The sequence below is a fragment of the Mycobacterium sp. IDUB_17 genome, assembly GCF_055419465.1.
Genome location: NZ_JBVAXS010000004.1, coordinates 636,410 through 650,919 on the forward strand (window position 1 = coordinate 636,410; position 14,510 = coordinate 650,919).

The following is a 14,510-nucleotide window of genomic DNA, read 5'->3' on the forward strand; positions in this document are numbered from 1 at the left end:
ACGATCGCTCCTAGTATTGGTATATGTCAGGGTCCAATAGTGGAGGCATTCAGCAGACCAATTTTGCTGATGCCGGATTTCCCCCGGATCTTCTGGTCGCCTTGGATCGGACGTCGCGCGACGGGCTCGCGGTGCAGTTGCAACATCAACTCCGCGTGGGAATACAGCAGGGCCGGCTCGCGGCAGGGTCACTCCTACCGCCGTCCCGCGCGCTGGCAGCACAGCTCGGCGTGGCCCGCAGCGTCGTCGTCGCCGCCTACGAACATCTGGTCGCCGATGGCTACCTGACCGGACGCCAAGGTTCCGGAACCAGGGTCAAACAGGTTGCCCCACAACCATCTCCGCACGTACGTCGCGCGCGGGATCCGGTCGCGCCGTTGGGCGGCGGCCTGCCGGACGCCGCATTGTTTCCGCGTACCGAATGGCTGCGGCACTACCGCAACGCTCTCACCGAGGTACCCAACGCCCAGCTCGGCTACCCCGGCCCGCTCGGAACTCGCCCGCTGCGCGAAGCCCTCTCCGATTACCTGGCCCGGGTACGCGGAGTTGCGACCACGCCCGACCGGATGATCGTCACATCGGGTCTCACACAGGGGATCGTGCTGCTGGCCCGGGCACTGCGGGCGCGGGGATGCCACACCCTTGCCGTCGAGGACCCATGTTTCGGATTTCACCGCGACGCCATCGCACGCGCCGGGCTGCGCGCAGTGCCGGTACCGGTCGACGAGAACGGGCTCGAGGTCGCGAGATTGGCCGAACTCGACGTCGACGGCGTGCTGGTGACTCCCGCCCACTCGTATCCGACCGGTGTCGTCCTCGCCGCGGACCGCAGGGCAGCGCTGATCGAATGGTCCCGCGACCGGAACACGCTGATCATCGAAGACGACTACGACGCCGAATTCCGTTACGACAGAAGTCCTGTCGGCGCCCTGCAGGGACTCGACCCGGATCACGTAGCCTATGCGGGCTGCGTGAGCAAAACGCTGACTCCCGCCCTGCGACTCGGTTGGATGGCACTGCCGCCCTGGCTGGTGGAGTCCGTGGCGGCCGAAAAACTGTACGACGACATGGGCAACTCCGCGCTCGAGCAACTGGCCCTGTCCCGGTTCATCGGCACCGGCGGGTTGACTCGCCACCTGCGGCGGGTGCGCCCGATATATCGCCGGCGACGCGATGCCATGCTCGCGGCGATCAGCGCGTCGATGCCTCAGACGCAGCCGACGGGAATCGACGCCGGCCTACACGTCTGCCTTCGGCTGCCGGGCAACTCGGACGAGGACACCGTCGTCGCCACCGCCCGGGACCAGGGACTGCGCCTGGACGGCGCCCGCTGGAATTGGGCCGACCCCGATTCAGCGCCGCCGGCCCTGGTAATCGGATACGGCGCACTGGGCGAGACCGCCATCCGCGACAGCATCAGCCGGCTCGCGTCGATCCTCACCTGATCGACGGGGCGTCAGACCTGCTATCCGCGTCTGCCACGCCGTCGATGGTGGCCACCACGACCGAAGCAGCCATCGCATCGCAGCCAAGGAACAGACCACGATCGCTGTGGCCGGCGAGCGCCTCGGCGTCGCGACGCTGCCGGCACAGTCCGGTCGCCGTGGCATTCCATTGCACGCTCGTCTGCTGCCAACTGCTCTTCCGCGCCAGGACGACCGCGCCGCAGTTGCGACACGACACCGGCATCATCGGGAATTCTTCGAGCCGAGGGTCGAGACGGACGGTCATCGTGCCGGCTGGGTGGTGGCGGCGGCAGCGATGTTTTCTTCGATCTCCTGAGTCCAGGCATGCTGGGCGCTCGTGGTGTCGATCTCGTATTCGAACCGGTCGACCATGTCGGCGGCCACATCGGCAGCGTCGACGTAGAACTGTTCGTACCATCGACGCAGCTGGTACACCGGCCCGTCTTCCTCGCACAGCAACGGGTTGTCGATGCGGGCCTTGGTTTTCCAGATCGCCACGTCTTGTTCGAAACCGATCTTGACCCAGTCTCCCAGCGCGACGGCGCTCTGCATGGCCAGCTCGTCGGACACCCCTTCGGCCTTCTTGACGATGATGCCGTATTGCAGGACAAACGAATTCGCGTCGATCGGATAGTGGCAATTGATCAGCACGCTGTGATGATCGGCCTCGACGTAGTGGTACGTCAGGTCATCGATCATGAAGGCCGGTCCGTAGTACGACGCCACCGAGGTGGTGCCGAGCATCGTCGCGCCCCCGACATCGTGGCGGTCGGCACGGGTGTTGGCATTCATGTACTGCGTTGCGATGTGGCCTTCGAAGATGTTCTTGAAGTGCGTGGGCAGTGATCCGTGCACGTAGAAGAAGTGCGCCATGTCCACCACGTTGTCCACGAGCTCACGGCAGTTGGCGTTGACGACCGTTGTGTACCAATGCCAATCGGTCCACTGATCGCTGGTGGCACCTTCGATGCGCGGAATCGTCACGTCGGCCGGCGGCGGATTGCCTTCCGGGTCGTTCCAGACGAACAGCATCCCGTCCTGCTCAAGGGTCGTCCAGGTCGCGGTGCGGGCCAGTCGCGGAGCGCGCCTGCCGTACGGCACGTTCTTGCAGCGACCGTCACCGCCCCACCGCCAGTCATGGAAGGGACAGGCGATCGCATCGCCCTTGACCTGGCCTTGCGACAGGTCACCGCCCATATGCCGGCAGTATCCGTCGAGCACGTTGATCTTGCCGTCGCCGCCGCGGAAGATGACGAGCTTCTTGCCGAACACGTTGATTCCGTGGGGTTTCCCGTCGCCGAGGTCGCGGGTCAAACCGAGGCAGTGCCAGCCCCGCGCGAAGCGTCCCGGCGGTGCTTCGGCTTCGATCTGGCGCACCTCGCACTCGGATTCCATCGTCATCGGGGACCCCCTCCGAAATTTCGCGGCGACCGTTACTCACGTCTCAATACGGTCTAACACCGAGATGGCCCACTGGTGCCAAAAGTCCCACTGGCAGGGATCAAAATCCGTTTTGACGCAGACATCTAGCCGCCGACCTGCGGTAGCTCGTCGGCGGCGATCTCACACGGACTCTCGCCTGCAGGTGCCGCCGTCTGTGCGGCCGGCGGGGTCGGGACCCCGGGCGCAGCAACCGCGGCGGCGGGTCGCGGTTCGGACTGCGGTTCGACGGCGGTGTCGGCAGGCGCCGGTACGGCGGTCGAATCCGCCTCGACCGTCTGATCATCAGCAGCCGCGTCCGAGCCAGTGTCCTCAGCAGGATCTTCGGCGGTCTCGTCATCGCGGTCTTCGTCCTCGTCGCTCGCTTCGTCGAGGCTGTCCGCATCATCGGCATCATCGGCCGGGTCAGCGATCTCCGGTGTGTCGAGCTGCCCGGGCAGCGAGGTGTCGGCGCTCGACCCCAGCGATCCGTGGGCGGTTGATCCGATCAGCCCGCCGAACAAGTCGGCGAGTTGTTGACCGAGGCCGGACACCCCGGATCCCATGCCTGACAACCCGGCCCCGGGCAGTCCGCCACCCGGCGGCGAGCCCCATCCGGCGGCCGGATCGGCTGCGGCGGGATTGGTCGCCGGCGGTATCGCAGGGGTCACCGGATCGGTCGCCGGCGGTGCGAGAGTTGGTGCCGTAGAGGCCATCTGAGGGGCCGGCGGCGGCAGGCTCGCCGCGCCGGCCGGGGATGTCCACGACGTCGGGCCGGAACCGGCCGACGGTACGAATCCCGCGGGAACCGACCCGGCACTGCCCACCCGCGGATCCGCCAGAGCCACCGCGCCGATCCGCGGTGTCAACGACGGTCCGAGATCGCCGGGTATCTCGAACACCGGAGCCGGGCCATCGGCGAGAGCCGCGATCGCCGCGGCGTAGGCGTCGGCCACCGCGGCGGTCGCCGAGCGCATCGCCGGCACCCAGTCGGCGCCGATGTCGTTGGCGACAAACGGTTTCACCTGCGCGTCGATCAGTTCACTGGCTGCGTCGCGATCTCCGAGCCCCGCCCGCACGATGCGCGCCGCGGCCAACCAGTCCTGGCGTTGTGCCGCGCATCGTGCCTCGATCCGCTCGGTCACGGCAACCTTGGTGTCGACTGCCCGCCACAACTGCTCATGCAGTGCGGCCAGGGTGTCGGCGGCCCTGCGCACGGCGGCGACCGCCTGCTGGGCCGCGCCGCCCTGGCGGTGCAGAAACTCCCGCGCGGCCTGTGCGCCGCGTCCCTGCCATGCCTGCTCGAGTGCGGTCAGCTGATCGTCCTGCAGCCGCAGTGCCTGTTCGGCCGACTCCGCGACCGCCGCCAGCGCCGTGCAGTCGGCGTCCAGCGTCCGCAGGTCCAGGCCGTCCTCCGTGCCGTACCAGTCCTGCACCTGGCCGACGTGCGCGGTGAGGTCCGGATGCTGGTAGCCCACAAGGCCGCAGGCCGACACGAACTCGGCAAAAGTCTCGACCGCAGGCTGCCCCTGATCCAAACGTCGTGCGACATCACCGATTTGGGCCACGTCTCAGCCCACCCGGGCGGCCGCGCCGGCATCTGCAGCGAGGTAACGGTCAGTGGTGTTCCGCAGTACCGCAGCAACCTCGCCTGCCGCCCGGGCCCACTGGAGAAGTGGCGCGATCCGCGCTTCGAGCGCGGCCCGCAGCGACTCACCCGACGCGGTGTGCACCCGGCCGGCCGTCGCGCCGTCGAACCGCAGCCGCACCTGGGCGCCGGCCTCGATGATCTCGGCGGCAGCACCGAATTGTCGTGCCACCTGCAGAAGCGCCTCGGCGTCGACGCGCGCGGCAGTTACATCTCCCATGCCCGGTTTAGACGCAACCGGGCGCTGTTCGGTTCCCTCAGGCTGAGTGGCCGCTGACCGACTCGGCCACCCGCACCGCGACCAGTCGGGCCGTGTTCTCGTCGGCGGCCTCGACCATCACCCGGACCACCTGCTCGGTGCCCGAGGGCCGCAACAGGATTCGGCCGGTGTCGCCGAGTTCGGCCTCGGCCTGGGCGACCGCGGACTGCACGGACGGTGCCTTTGCCACCGCGGCCTTGTCGTCGACCGCAACGTTGATCAGAACCTGCGGCAGCGTGCGCATCGGCTCGGCAAGGCCGGCCAAGGTGGTGCGGGTCTGCGCCATCCGCGACATCAGCCGCAGGCCGGTGACGATGCCGTCACCGGTCGTGCCCAGGCCGGGCAACACGATGTGGCCGGACTGTTCACCACCGAGCGAGAACTCGCCGGCCCGCAGTTCCTCCAGCACGTAGCGGTCCCCCACACCGGTGGTGCGGACCTCGATACCGGCCGCCCGCATGGCCAGGTGCAATCCCAGATTGCTCATCACCGTGGCCACCAACGTGTCGGAGGCCAACTCGCCGGCTTCCCGCATGGCCAGCGCGAGCACGACCATGATCGCGTCGCCGTCGATGACCCGGCCTCCGGCGTCCACCGCCAGGCACCGGTCGGCATCGCCGTCGTGGGCCAGCCCCAGATCGGCGCCGTGCTCGACGACGGCGGCCTGCAGGACCTCCATGTGGGTCGATCCGCAGCCGTCGTTGATGTTGAGCCCGTTGGGTTCGGCGTTGATCGCGATGACGTTGGCTCCAGCGGCCCGGTAGGCGCGCGGACCGGCCGTCGAGGCGGCACCGTGGGCGCAGTCGACGACCACGGTGAGGCCTTCCAACCGGGTGGTGACGGCCTTGGCGGCGTGGCGCAGGTAGCGGTCCATCGCGTCCTCGGCGTCGAGTACCCGGCCGATGCCTGCCCCCGTCGGACGCAGGCCCGGGCCACCGTTGACGAGTTCCTCGATGCGGTCCTCTGCGGCGTCGTCGAGCTTGTGCCCGCCGGGACCGAAGATCTTGATGCCGTTATCGGGCATCGGGTTGTGCGACGCAGAGATCATCACACCGAAATCAGCGTCATACGCACTGGTCAGGTAGGCCACGGCAGGTGTCGGCAGCACGCCGGCCCGAAGCACATCGACACCCTCGCTGGTGATACCGGCGATCACCGCGGCTTCCAGCATCTCGCCGCTGGCCCGCGGATCACGACCCACCACGGCGACCCGCCGGCTGCGTCCCGCCGAATTGCCGAGACGCCGTGCCGCCGCCGAACCGAGTGCAACTGCCAGTTCAGCAGTCAGATCGCGATTGGCGACTCCGCGCACCCCATCGGTGCCGAACAGTCGACCCATGCCCTCAAACTTCTCATAATTGGCTGTCTGAAACACAACCGACGAGGTCAGCGACCATCCCGGGGCTCAATTGATACGCCATCGTGATACTCGACTGTGTCATCACCGCGTCCCCACCCGCGGGCTGATTCGCGGGCGGGGATCGGCGACAAATCGTTAGCTGCCGTCAGTGCCTGACGACGAGTGGGTGCCTCCCGGCGCCATCGGGGGTGCCGTCGTCGGCGCGAGGCTGTGCGGCGCGGTCCCCTGCGGGGCGTTACCCGGCAGCTCAGCGGTGCCGTTCTGGCTGAACGAGATGGTCCCGAGGTTGTTGGTGCAGACGACATGGTCGGTACCGTTCGCGTCGACCCCCTGAACGGCGGTGGTCAGCGATGCGGTGTCGGTGTTCTCACACACCCCCGCCGCGATCTGGGCGGCTGCGGCGTCGTCGATATTCTCCAGAACCGAGACGGTGCCGAGCGTGAGATTCACCTTGCCGTCGCCGGCCGTGTTCGGCGCCGCGTGCGCGATACCCAGCCCGACGGTAAACAGCAGCGACCCGCCGAGCATCGCGCCCGCAGTCGCCGTCTTCACGAAGTTCCCCACAATTACTCCTTCCGGTGGGAAAGCGGCATCCGGTCCCCCGACGTCGGTACGACGTCTACCGGTGGCAGGAAGGTCCTGCGGGCACAACCCTGCTGACACAAAGCAGCCCCCTGCTCTCCACCCAGTGGTCTTCCACTCCGCGGCGGTCCTCAAACCGGAATCTGCGAGAAAGTTGCCTCAGGTGAGCATCTGCCGAGGTCACCGGCCCGAAATTCGTCGCCAGGCACACGGACGATGACGCCGGTTTCTACCTCAGGGTCGTGCAGAGCGAGGAGAACAGCCCTGGCGTAGAAAGCGGCGGCGCCCGAACCGGCGACGGCCCGGGGGCACACAAAACAAACCCGCCGGGTGTGTACAGGACACACCCGGCGGGTTCGTTCGGCCGTAAGGCGACAGATCAGCGCTTGCTGTACTGAGGCGCCTTGCGGGCCTTCTTGAGGCCGTACTTCTTGCGCTCGATGGCACGCGGGTCACGCGTCAGGAAGCCGGCGCGCTTGAGGGCGGGCCGGTCCTCCGGCTGCACCAGGATCAGCGCACGGGCGATCGCCAGGCGCAGGGCGCCTGCCTGGCCCGAGGGGCCGCCACCATCGAGGTGGGCGAAGATGTCGAACTGCTCGAGGCGGTCGACGGTCACCAGCGGGGCCTTGATCAGCTGCTGGTGCACCTTGTTCGGGAAGTAGTTCTCCAGGGTGCGGCCGTCCAGGTTGAACTGGCCGGTGCCGGGCACCAGGCGAACCCGCACCACGGCCTCCTTGCGGCGGCCGACGGTCTGGATCGGGCGGTCGATGATGACCGGCTCGCGGTGCTCCTGCTCCACCACCTCGACGCTTTCGGTCACGGCTTCGACGACGTCGCCGTTCTCAATCGTTTCGGTCACTGGGCCACCTGCTTGATCTCGTACGGAACCGGCTGCTGCGCGGCGTGCGGATGATCCGGACCGGCGTAGACCTTGAGCTTCTTCTGAATCTGCCGACCGAGCTTGGTGTGGGGCAACATGCCGATGATCGCGTTCTCGACGACGCGGGTCGGGTGCTTCTCCAGCAGCTGGCCGATGGTGCGCTTGCGCAGACCGCCCGGGTAACCCGAGTGGCTGTAAGCGAACTTCTTGGTGAGCTTGTCGCCGCTGACGGCGATCTTCTCGGCGTTGATGACGATGACGAAATCGCCACCATCGACATTCGGCGTGAATGTCGGCTTGTGCTTGCCGCGGAGCAACTTGGCTGCTTCGACGGCGAGCCGGCCGAGCACCACGTCCTGGGCGTCGATGACGTACCACTGATGCGTGGTGTCACCCGCCTTCGGCGTGTACGTAGGCACAGCGCATACCTCTTCTATCTCGGGTTGATTCCCAGGCTGACCCGGGGTGCCGGTCGCGGCGCATGCATTCAGCCCTCCCGGCGACCGACGTTGACCCGGGAGAACCGCCCAAAGGGCAGCACACACCAACGGAGCAGCTTACCGGTCGGCGTCGGGGCAGGTCAAAACGCCCTTGCAGGCCTCGCGCGAGGGCTGGGCCGCAAAGCCCCGCCTCAGGCCACCCGGCGTTCAACGCCGCTCCTAGAGAACTCACACCACAGCCGCATCGCAACTCCCAGATTCCAGGCGTGCACTGGGGTGGCCGATGGCATTGACAACACCCAACTGGAGGAACGAAGGGCTCAGCACCGTGACTGCCGAAATGAACTTCAGCATCCGAAGGATTGCAGCAATTGCCGGCGGAGGCGCCGTGGCGACGCTGGCGTGGTTGAGCGCGACGCCGGCCGACCACAGCGCCCCGGTGGCCTTCCACTCGCCCCCGCCTCCCCCCACCGTGGCCTCGGCGTCCATGACATTGGGCGCCACAACGACAACGGGTGTACGGGCGCCGCTGGCCATGGCGACGGCGAAGGCGCATCCGAACATCACCGGCCCGGCGGCATTGCCGTCAGAGGAGGCCGCCCTGCCCTGAGGGGCGGCCGTCACCGAGGCCGGTCTAGTGCTTCTTCTCGGCCTGCGCCTGGTCCTGCGCGGCCTGCTGTTGGGCAGCCTGGATCGCCGCGCGGCCCTCCGGGCTGGCCGCCGAGCTACCAGGTCCGGTGGCCGATGCCACTGTCTTGTCGCAGTTGAGGGACACCAGCGTCTGCTTGGTCGCCGAGCCCGAGGTGTTGGGCGGCGGCTGCACCGTGCGGTCCTGTTGACGGGTGACGACGCAGTCTGACCAGGATTCGCGGTCGCCGACCGTCGTTTCCACCACCGGTGAGTACCCGGCTCCGCTGAGAGCGCCCGATGCGTCGCTGTACTTCTGGCCGACGACGTCGGGCGACGATGCGTGTGCGACGCCGCTCATGGCGAGAGCCGCCAGCGGAGCCGCGAAGGCTACCGCCACTCCGCGAGTGCGCGCTGACATACGTTCCACCACAACCTATTTCGCAACCGGAGGGATGGTCGCCGTGACCGTGCTGCCGAGTTTCATCGGGCCGACCACGGGTTGGGTGAACACGGTATTCGTCGGCGCATCACCAGATCCGGCGAGCGGGGTGCTCTGCCCCGCAGGCAATCCCTCGGGATGCCCGAACGCGAACGCCGCCATCGCCGAGATGGCGGCGACGCCAAGTAACAGACTTGTTACCTGTATCCGGCTGTGCCCCTTGAGTTTCAACTGCCCCTCATCTGCGCTCATGGCACATATGTGACGCCCGAATTCTGTAGGGCACCCCGTCACCGGGCTGTGTAATTGCTGAGGGAAATTCCGAGCTTTACGCCGGCATTCTCACGGCGTCAGGACACCCGGTCCTGCTGGTCGGGCACCACGCTTCCGTCCGGACGGTGCAGCGGGGCTTCCTTACCGCTGGGCTCGATGTAGCCCTCGGTCGCGCACTCGTACGCGTCGCCCTGTTTCTTCTTCGGATCGATGAACATCGGATTCACCAACCAGCGACCGTCGGCGTTGTCATAGGCCGAGCACATCAACTCGGTCTTGTTGCGGTTGAGCACCAGGCGCAGGGCGGTGGCATCGGTGAGGAACGTGACGTCGGTGTCGGAGTCCCCGGCACCGAACGCCGCGCGCTTGGGCTCGGCCAGCTGCTCGAACGCGGCGGGCCCCTTGACTCCGAAAACGTCCTCATTGACCCGGCAGCGCTTGCCCTCGATGTACGGGATGGCCGTCTCGCCGCCGCAGGGCACCATCTTCGAGGTGAGCACCCCGCCGTCGAGTTCGGTCCGCACCCCCATCACCTTGTCGGGGGTGAAACCGAGGTCGGCCGCCCACACCCGGACCACCTGCTCCGGCGATGCCGAGATCACTCGCACGTCGAAGCCGTTGGCGCGCAACGTTTCCACCAGATCCCGCATCTGTGGGTAGTAGCGCACCCAGCCGGTCTCCTCGCCGCTGCCCACCTTCTGCTCGGTGCCCTCGGGCGCATCCAGGTTCTCCTTGCGCGCGGCCTCGGCGAAACCGGTCAGCTCGGACTCCGACCAGCCGGCCAGCATCTGCGCGTTCCATGCATACGCCGGTTCGAACCGGCGGGCGTTGAACCCGGCGAACGCCGGCTCATCCGCCCGCGTCTTCGCCTCGGTGTAGACCGACAGCAGTTCATCGGCACACCCGAGGTCGGTGTTGGTCGGCATCGGCTGGCCCGGTGTGGCCGCGGCGCACGCCTTGGACAGCGCCGCGGTGGCCTGCGGGGTCAGAAATTCACTGGTGGTCGACCAGTCACCGCCTGCCGGTGCCCGCACCTTGCCGTTGCGCACCATCCAGAAGAATGTCGCGTCGCCGATGTCGTTCTTGACCAGCGTGTTGTCCCAGTCGAACAGCGCTAGCGGTGCACCGTCGGCCACCGAGCCGTTGGCCCCGCAGGTCCCCAGCTCCGCGAGCATCGCGTCGATCCGGTCCCGGTTGTCGCCGTACCAACCGGGGTTCTCGGCCAGCGTGCGACAGGAGGCGGCGGGAGTCGCCGGGTCCATCTCGGACGTGCCCGACGACTGCGCCGACTCGGTGCCGGAGCCGCACCCGGCGACGGTCAGCGCCGCCGTCACGGCAGCGACAAGGAGGGACAGTGGTGCGCGTGAGGTCATCAAGGGGGTTCCTGTCAGGTGAGTTCGACTAGGTCAATTCGGCGAGGCCCGGGGTGCCGAGCGCCGAGGTCCGTGAGGTGTCCTTCAGGTCGACGCCGGAGCGGCCCAGCGCCAGCGCACCGTCGACCAATCCGGCTGCCACCCGCGCGGCTTCGGCATATCCCAGGCCGTCGGGCGGGTGGATGTTGGAGATGCAGTTGCGGTCGGCGTCGGTACGGCCGGGCATCGGCAGGTGAGTGAGGTAGATGCCGAGGCTGTCGGCCACACTCAGACCGGGCCGCTCCCCGATCACGACGAGCACCGTCCGCATGTGGGCCCGGGCCGCGACATGGTCACCGAGGGCGACGCGGGCCTGCGTCGCGATCACCGGCGGGGCCAGCGTGTAGCGATCCTGCAGCTCGGCAACCAACGCCGCCAGCAGCGTCGCACCGTGACGATCCAGTGCGGTCGGCGACAACCCGTCGGCCAGGACGAAGCCGATGTCGGCCGGGGTGTCGGGCACCTGCATGTCCTCGGCGGGTTCCCGGCCCAGATCGGGCCGGCGCAGATACTCGTCGCGTGAGGTGGCCTTGCTGGTCACCACGGTCGGCTCACCGATCCCCACCGCCCGGACCTCGCCGGAGAGTTTGTCGACGTCCAACGGCACGTGCACGGCATCACGGGCCGCGGCATGCGCCGCGGCCAGTTCGAGCACCCGGCGCGTCGGCAGTGCGTTGCCGGCCCGGCCCAGCCCGATCCTGGCTTGGGTGGTCTTGCGCAGCTCGTCCCAGAACTCTTGAACCGCAATCTCATTGGGACTCATGACGTCTCCGCGGAAGTCAGGGACCGCAGCACCGAACGCTCCAGGTCGAACGGGGTCAGCTTGCCGGAGTCGTCGACCATCCCGACGCTGCGCAGCCATGCCTCGAACTCGGCGGCCGGCCGCAGCCCCAGGGTGCGCCGGGTGGTCAGCACGTCATGGAACGACAAGCTCTGGTAGCCGAGCATCACGTCGTCGGCGCCCGGCACGGTAATGACGAAGGCCACTCCGGCCGCGGCCAACAACGTCAGCAGGTTGTCCATGTCGTTCTGGTCGGCCTCAGCGTGGTTGGTGTAGCAGACGTCGACACCCATCGGCAGGCCGAGCAACTTGCCGCAGAAGTGATCTTCCAGGCCCGCCCGGATGATCTGCTTGCCGTCGTAGAGGTACTCCGGCCCGATGAACCCCACAACCGTGTTGACCAGGAGCGGCTGCAGATCCCGGGCCACCGCGTAGGCACGGGCCTCCAGCGTCTGCTGATCCACCGGCTTGCCGCCGACACCCAGATGTGCGCCGGAACTGAGCACCGAGCCCTGCCCGGTCTCGAGGTACATGACGTTGTCGCCGACGGTTCCGCGGCGCAGACTACGCGCCGCCTCATTGCCCTCCCGGAGCAACTGCAGGTTCACCCCGAATGCGGAGTTGGCGCCCTCGGTGCCCGCCACGGACTGGAACATCAGGTCCACCGGCGCCCCGGCCTCGACCAACCCGATCGTGGTGGTGACATGGGACAACACGCAGGACTGGGCGGGAATGTCGTAGCGCGTGCGGATCGAATCGAGCAGATACAGCAGATCCGCGGTGGCCTGCGGCGAGTCGGTGGCCGGGTTGATCCCGATCACCGCATCACCGCAGCCCAGCAGCAGCCCGTCGAGCACCGCCGCGGCGATCCCGCGGGGGTCATCGGTCGGGTGGTTGGGCTGCAGCCGGGTGGCCAGGGTGCCGCGCGCACCGACGGTGGTCCGGAACGCCGCGGTCACCTCCGCGGCGGCCGACACCGCGATCAGATCCTGGTTGCGCATGATCTTGCTGACCGCCGCAACCATTTCCGGGGTCAGTCCCGGTGCGACGGCGGCCAGCCGCTCGGCGCTGTGATCATGCGCCGCGGTGTCCATCAGCCAGTCCCGGAGCCCGCCGACGGTCAGATGCGAGATCTCCGAAAAGGCTTGCCGGTCATGGCTGTCCATGATCAGTCGGGTGACCTCGTCGGTGTCGTAGGGCACCAGTTCCTCGTTGAGGAAAACCTCCAGCGGCAGGTCCGCGAGCACCCAGGCGGCCGCGGCGCGTTCACCGTCGTGCTCGGCCGCGCAGCCGGCGAGCTGATCGCCGGAGCGCAGCGGGGTGGCCTTGGCCATCACCTCGACCAGACCGTCGAAGCTGTAGGTCACCCCCGAAACCTGCTGGTGGTACTTCATTTCAGGGCACTCTCCGCTTCTGCGAGCATCGCGAACTCCTCGTCGGGCGAGTTGGCCACCAGACGATGGCGGCTGTAGAGCGCGAAGTAGAGCATGAACGCGCAGAACACAGCCAGGCACAGACCCGCGGCCACCGGGCTGACCACGAAGGTCGCGATCAGCGCCACGACCGCGATGACCAGGGCGAAGCCCGTGGTGACGATCCCGCCCGGGGTGCGGTACGGCCGCGGCATGTTGGGCTCGCGCACCCGCAGCACGATGTGGCTGATCATCATCAGCACGTAGCTCAGGGCCGCACCGAAGACCGCCATGTTCAGGATCAGATCACCGTGACCGGTCAGCGACAGCAGGAAGGCGACGACACCCGGGACGATCAACGCCAGCGTCGGGGCCTTGCGCTTGTTGGTCACCGACAGCCTCGTGGGCAGGTAACCGGCCCGCGACAGCGCGAAGGTCTGCCGCGAGTAGGCGTAGATGATCGAGAAGAAGCTCGCGATCAGCCCGAACAGACCGATGTAGTTGACCGCCTTGGCGGCGAAACCGGTACCGCCGAGGGCCTGCACCAGCGGATCGTCCACAGTCGACATCGCTTCGACGCCACCGGCTCCCGTGGTCAGGAACAGCACCGTGACGCAGGTGAGGATCAGGACCGTCATCGCGGCGATGATTCCGCGCGGCACGTTGCGCTCCGGGTTGGCGGTCTCCTCAGCGGCCAGCGGGACGCCCTCGACGGCCAGGAAGAACCAGATGGCGAACGGGATCGCCGCCCAGATGCCCAGGTAGCCGTGCGGCAGGAAGCTCGAAGCACCGGCCGCGGCGGCGTCGGGGGCGATGTTGGTCAGGTTGGCGACGTCGAAGCTCCCGATGGCGCTCACGGCGAAGATGACCAGGCCCAGCAGCGCGATCGCGGTGATGACGAACATCAGCCGCAACGCCTCACCGACGCCGGCGAGGTGGATGCCGATGAAGATGACGAACGCCGCCAGGTAGACCCACCAGCCCTTGTGAATGCCGAACAGACCAAGGGATTCGACGTAGCCGCCGATGAAGGTGGCGATCGCGGCCGGCGCGATCGAGTACTCGATCAGGATCGCGGTGCCGGTGGCGAAACCGCCCCAGGGGCCCAACGCGCGACGGGCGAACGTGTAGCCGCCGCCGGCCGCGGGCAGTGCCGAGGACAGCTCGGCCAAACCCAGCACCATGCAGAAGTACATCGCGGCGATGACCACCACGGCGATCAGCAGACCGCCGAAGCCGCCCTGCTCGAGGCCGAAGTTCCAGCCCGAAAAGTCGCCCGACACCACGTAACTGACGCCCAGACCGGCCAGCAGCAGCCAGCCCGCGCTTCCGGATTTGAGCTGACGTTTCTGTAGGTAGTCAGCGCTCTCCAGGTGTTCTTCCACACCCGCCATTTCAAACTCCTTCATTTGCAACGCTTTTATCTTGGGCGACGCCGGCCTTCCGTGCCGGGCCAATCGCGTTAAAGGTCTGTAAACCAACCTTTGAGTAAGAAGTATCACCCTGCGG

16 protein-coding genes are annotated in these 14,510 nt (G+C 67.5%); 1 reads left to right on the forward strand and 15 read right to left on the reverse strand.

Features of this window, described 5'->3' with window-relative positions:
* Positions 1 to 23: 23 nt before the first annotated feature.
* The gene (gene pdxR, locus ACZYZ7_RS20640; RefSeq protein WP_463741685.1) at positions 24 to 1,445 is read left to right on the forward strand and encodes a MocR-like pyridoxine biosynthesis transcription factor PdxR; all 1,422 of its coding nucleotides are present in this window, start codon (positions 24 to 26) and stop codon (positions 1,443 to 1,445) included.
* On the opposite strand, the gene ACZYZ7_RS20645 is transcribed toward pdxR, so the two are convergent.
* The 15 genes from ACZYZ7_RS20645 to eat form a co-directional block, all read right to left on the reverse strand.
* Entirely contained in the window at positions 1,438 to 1,731 is a 294-nt protein-coding gene (locus ACZYZ7_RS20645) for a ferredoxin (RefSeq protein WP_463741686.1), read from the reverse strand. The genes pdxR and ACZYZ7_RS20645 overlap by 8 nt on opposite strands.
* Positions 1,728 to 2,867, reverse strand: coding sequence for a Rieske 2Fe-2S domain-containing protein (locus ACZYZ7_RS20650; RefSeq protein WP_463741687.1), 1,140 nt, complete (start codon positions 2,865 to 2,867; stop codon positions 1,728 to 1,730). Before ACZYZ7_RS20650 ends, ACZYZ7_RS20645 begins: the two co-directional genes overlap by 4 nt.
* 125 nt (positions 2,868 to 2,992) lie before the next feature.
* Entirely contained in the window at positions 2,993 to 4,453 is a 1,461-nt protein-coding gene (locus tag ACZYZ7_RS20655; RefSeq protein ID WP_463741688.1) for a hypothetical protein, read from the reverse strand.
* A 3-nt stretch (positions 4,454 to 4,456) separates the two neighbouring features.
* Positions 4,457 to 4,753 carry a type VII secretion target gene (locus ACZYZ7_RS20660; protein ID WP_463741689.1) on the reverse strand — a complete coding sequence of 99 codons (297 nt, stop codon included), beginning with the start codon at positions 4,751 to 4,753 and terminating at the stop codon, positions 4,457 to 4,459.
* Positions 4,754 to 4,790: 37 nt separating this feature from the next.
* Positions 4,791 to 6,131, reverse strand: a complete 1,341-nt coding sequence (glmM, locus tag ACZYZ7_RS20665; protein WP_135452962.1) for a phosphoglucosamine mutase — start codon at positions 6,129 to 6,131, stop codon at positions 4,791 to 4,793.
* Positions 6,132 to 6,287: 156 nt separating this feature from the next.
* Entirely contained in the window at positions 6,288 to 6,716 is a 429-nt protein-coding gene (locus ACZYZ7_RS20670) for a hypothetical protein (protein WP_463741690.1), read from the reverse strand.
* A 397-nt stretch (positions 6,717 to 7,113) separates the two neighbouring features.
* On the reverse strand, positions 7,114 to 7,554 hold the full coding sequence (rpsI, locus tag ACZYZ7_RS20675) for a 30S ribosomal protein S9 (protein WP_135459887.1): 441 nt from the start codon (positions 7,552 to 7,554) through the stop codon (positions 7,114 to 7,116).
* Positions 7,555 to 7,589: 35 nt separating this feature from the next.
* The gene (rplM, locus tag ACZYZ7_RS20680; RefSeq protein ID WP_135452960.1) at positions 7,590 to 8,033 is read right to left on the reverse strand and encodes a 50S ribosomal protein L13; all 444 of its coding nucleotides are present in this window, start codon (positions 8,031 to 8,033) and stop codon (positions 7,590 to 7,592) included.
* 249 nt (positions 8,034 to 8,282) lie between these two features.
* Positions 8,283 to 8,678 (reverse strand): hypothetical protein, encoded by a 396-nt coding sequence (locus tag ACZYZ7_RS20685; RefSeq protein ID WP_450070470.1) that lies wholly within the window; start codon positions 8,676 to 8,678, stop codon positions 8,283 to 8,285.
* A 10-nt stretch (positions 8,679 to 8,688) separates the two neighbouring features.
* A complete protein-coding gene (locus ACZYZ7_RS20690; RefSeq protein ID WP_135452958.1) occupies positions 8,689 to 9,102 on the reverse strand; it encodes a hypothetical protein in 414 nt (137 codons plus the stop codon).
* 15 nt (positions 9,103 to 9,117) lie between these two features.
* A complete protein-coding gene (locus ACZYZ7_RS20695) occupies positions 9,118 to 9,375 on the reverse strand; it encodes a hypothetical protein (RefSeq protein ID WP_135452957.1) in 258 nt (85 codons plus the stop codon).
* 98 nt (positions 9,376 to 9,473) lie between these two features.
* On the reverse strand, positions 9,474 to 10,769 hold the full coding sequence (locus ACZYZ7_RS20700) for an HAD family hydrolase (RefSeq protein WP_463741691.1): 1,296 nt from the start codon (positions 10,767 to 10,769) through the stop codon (positions 9,474 to 9,476).
* A 28-nt stretch (positions 10,770 to 10,797) separates the two neighbouring features.
* A complete protein-coding gene (gene eutC, locus ACZYZ7_RS20705; protein ID WP_463741692.1) occupies positions 10,798 to 11,571 on the reverse strand; it encodes an ethanolamine ammonia-lyase subunit EutC in 774 nt (257 codons plus the stop codon).
* Positions 11,568 to 12,983, reverse strand: a complete 1,416-nt coding sequence (locus tag ACZYZ7_RS20710; RefSeq protein WP_135452954.1) for an ethanolamine ammonia-lyase subunit EutB — start codon at positions 12,981 to 12,983, stop codon at positions 11,568 to 11,570. Before ACZYZ7_RS20710 ends, eutC begins: the two co-directional genes overlap by 4 nt.
* Positions 12,980 to 14,395 carry an ethanolamine permease gene (gene eat / locus ACZYZ7_RS20715; RefSeq protein WP_463741693.1) on the reverse strand — a complete coding sequence of 472 codons (1,416 nt, stop codon included), beginning with the start codon at positions 14,393 to 14,395 and terminating at the stop codon, positions 12,980 to 12,982. Before eat ends, ACZYZ7_RS20710 begins: the two co-directional genes overlap by 4 nt.
* Positions 14,396 to 14,510: the final 115 nt, after the last annotated feature.

Coding starts and splice junctions, on each gene's coding strand:
- pdxR (WP_463741685.1), top strand. CDS start 24: ATGTCAGGGTCCAATAGTGGAGGCATTCAGCAGACCAATTTTGCTGAT.
- ACZYZ7_RS20645 (WP_463741686.1), bottom strand. CDS start 1,731: ATGACCGTCCGTCTCGACCCTCGGCTCGAAGAATTCCCGATGATGCCG.
- ACZYZ7_RS20650 (WP_463741687.1), bottom strand. CDS start 2,867: ATGACGATGGAATCCGAGTGCGAGGTGCGCCAGATCGAAGCCGAAGCA.
- ACZYZ7_RS20660 (WP_463741689.1), bottom strand. CDS start 4,753: ATGGGAGATGTAACTGCCGCGCGCGTCGACGCCGAGGCGCTTCTGCAG.
- glmM (WP_135452962.1), bottom strand. CDS start 6,131: ATGGGTCGACTGTTCGGCACCGATGGGGTGCGCGGAGTCGCCAATCGC.
- ACZYZ7_RS20690 (WP_135452958.1), bottom strand. CDS start 9,102: ATGTCAGCGCGCACTCGCGGAGTGGCGGTAGCCTTCGCGGCTCCGCTG.
- ACZYZ7_RS20695 (WP_135452957.1), bottom strand. CDS start 9,375: ATGAGCGCAGATGAGGGGCAGTTGAAACTCAAGGGGCACAGCCGGATA.
- ACZYZ7_RS20700 (WP_463741691.1), bottom strand. CDS start 10,769: ATGACCTCACGCGCACCACTGTCCCTCCTTGTCGCTGCCGTGACGGCG.
- eutC (WP_463741692.1), bottom strand. CDS start 11,571: ATGAGTCCCAATGAGATTGCGGTTCAAGAGTTCTGGGACGAGCTGCGC.
- ACZYZ7_RS20710 (WP_135452954.1), bottom strand. CDS start 12,983: ATGAAGTACCACCAGCAGGTTTCGGGGGTGACCTACAGCTTCGACGGT.
- eat (WP_463741693.1), bottom strand. CDS start 14,395: ATGGCGGGTGTGGAAGAACACCTGGAGAGCGCTGACTACCTACAGAAA.